Consider the following 2,301-nt stretch of genomic DNA (forward strand, 5'->3'; position numbering starts at 1 on the left):
TGGTGCTCCCACTCCGCCCCCGCGTACACCGTGTCGTGCGCATTCGTGTAAAACTTAAACTCCACCCGCTCCCCAGGAGTAAACTCCGCCGTCCCCCGCCAGTAGTCACCTCCCACATTCTCCAAAAATACCGGCGATGCCCCACTCCACGTCAACGGACCTCCACTCCCGCGCACCTGCACCGTGGAGGTCGGCCCCAACGTGTCCGGCACCGTCGCCGTGTTCGCCACAAAAGTCACACGCACAGGGCCACCGCTCGTCACCCTAATGGGATTGTCCAACTTGATGTCGTAGTAGCTGCGGTCGGTGAAGTCAAGCGCCGCATTGGTGACGAAGTAGCCGATGTTGAAGTTGCCGGAACTCCTACCGACGGTCATCTCTACCGTCACGTCCACATAGCCGGTGTCTAAGTTTGAAGCATAGGGAGTGTGTCCCTGGTAGACCACCCACCGCATGTCCGGCCCACTGGGGTACTGCTGCTCAAGCGCAGGCTCCCAATAGTCTACCTGGCCACCCGGGTCCCCATCGGCTACGTCAGGTGGCAAAAAGGTCGCATAGTCGGGACCAAAGTCGCCCGAGTAGTAGACCGAGTCAACGGTCCAGTCATTGGGCACCAACACGGCAAAGATGCCATAATGGGGATTGGCATCGGTGCCCTCGGTGCGCACCTCGATGGTCACGACAATCTTCGAGCCGGTCGTAGCCGTTGTCACCTGGTCGACGCTGAGGATCGTAAAGCAGCCGCTCACCAACGGCAGCGCGACCGCAAGGGCCAGCAAAGCAAACATTTTGTTACGTCTCATCTTCCACCTCGTTGCTTTCTCCTTCCTTCGCGCCCACGGTGCAACCCAGGCGCACGCTCCATCTGCTCACACACAGCGGGGCCTCTCCACGAGCCCGTGCATGCGTGTTCCAAAGACCCAACCAAGTTCATCCTACGCCTATCTCCATCACCTCCTTTCCCGTCGCCTCATTGCTCCCCCCTCGGCACAGATACCCCATCGTTTCCGGCCTTGGTGAGATCAATCCCCCTTTAGAAAGTGATCGAGGCGCCTACCATGTGTACAGGCTCAAAAAGGCCAAAATCCGCGAAGGTGTAGTCGAACTGCCAGGCCAACCTCGGGTCCAACGCCAGGCGCACCCCCACACCGGCAGTGAGCCCCTCCTCGCTGCTGCTTCTGAACAGGGACTTGTATCCTCCACGTACCGACAGCAGCCTAAACAGCTCAAACTCCGCGCCCACGTTCACCGTCTCCGTGTTGTCGCTGGGCCTGAAGGCATCGGCTGCCAATGTCAGACGGTAGTTCTGTTGCCGGAGCACGTCCATGGCCAAACCGACGCGAAAGAACAAGGGCAGCGGCCAGCTCTCGGTCTTGAGCTTGCCCACGATGGTCTCGTTGTGTCCGATGTGTTCGGGGTCGAGGTCCACCCGGTGCAGAAGGTCACGGCCGTCGTGGCGCATGTCGGTGCCAAAGTTGCTGATGCTCATCCCCATCCTGAGGTCCTTAAACTGGGTGACAAAGAGGAGCCCCACATCCAAGGCCAGGGCGCTGGCCGTCTCGTTCCACAGCTTCTGTTGGATGTATTTCACACTGCCGCCGATGGAGAAGCGATCGGTGAGGTTGCGGCAGTAGCTCAATGAGGCTGCCATGTCCGTGGCACCCCATCGCTCGCCTGTCCCCTCCGGGAGGTAGACCGTGGTCACCTCCTCCTCTCCATAGTCGAGGTGGGTGAAGCTCAGGCCGATGGCATTGTCGGCGTCCAGCTTGAGGCTCAGCCCCACCCAATTGAGGTTGGTGCCCAGCAGCCAGCGGGTGTGCGCCACCACCAATTGGGAATTCGGCATTTGGGAAAGGGCGCCGGGGTTGTAGTACAGGCCTGTCGCGTCGTTGCTCACCGCAGCGAAGGCGCCTCCCATCCCAGTTGCTCGTGGGCCCACACTGATGCCCAAGAAGGGCACCGCAGTGGTGCCCACTTTCGTCTGGGCCCATATCGTGCCATTCGCAGCCAGCACCAGGGCTCCTGCTCCTATGAACCATGCAACTCGTGCCACTCGCATTGTTCACTCCCGCTTATGACCAGAGCGAATTGGCGCTACTTGATAATTGCGATCTTGCCGGTCTTCTTGCCGACGGGCGACTCGACCACATAGAAGTAGATGCCTGCGGCTACGTCCAGGTTCTCCTTGGTCTTCAGATTCCACGACACGGCCCCATCGTGGATGTTGCCGTCGTGTTCCAGAGTGACAACGTGTTCGCCACGCGAAGTGAAGATGTGCACCTTAGCCCGCGCCGGCAAGAG

At 60.1% G+C, this 2,301-nt stretch carries 3 protein-coding genes; all 3 read right to left on the reverse strand.

Translation table 11 applies throughout. The features are described 5' to 3' along the window. Positions 1 to 803 (reverse strand): hypothetical protein (locus H5U38_03220; GenBank protein MBC7186025.1); only part of this gene is annotated, 803 nt, incomplete at its 3' end. Between the two features lie 230 nt (positions 804 to 1,033). After that, positions 1,034 to 2,059 carry a PorV/PorQ family protein gene (locus H5U38_03225; protein ID MBC7186026.1) on the reverse strand — a complete coding sequence of 342 codons (1,026 nt, stop codon included), beginning with the start codon at positions 2,057 to 2,059 and terminating at the stop codon, positions 1,034 to 1,036. 35 nt (positions 2,060 to 2,094) lie between these two features. Then, a partial coding sequence (locus H5U38_03230) for a hypothetical protein (protein ID MBC7186027.1) occupies positions 2,095 to 2,301 on the reverse strand: 207 nt, incomplete at its 5' end.

The organism is Calditrichota bacterium (assembly GCA_014359355.1).
Classification (GTDB): Bacteria; Zhuqueibacterota; Zhuqueibacteria; order JANLFK01; family Oleimicrobiaceae; genus Oleimicrobium.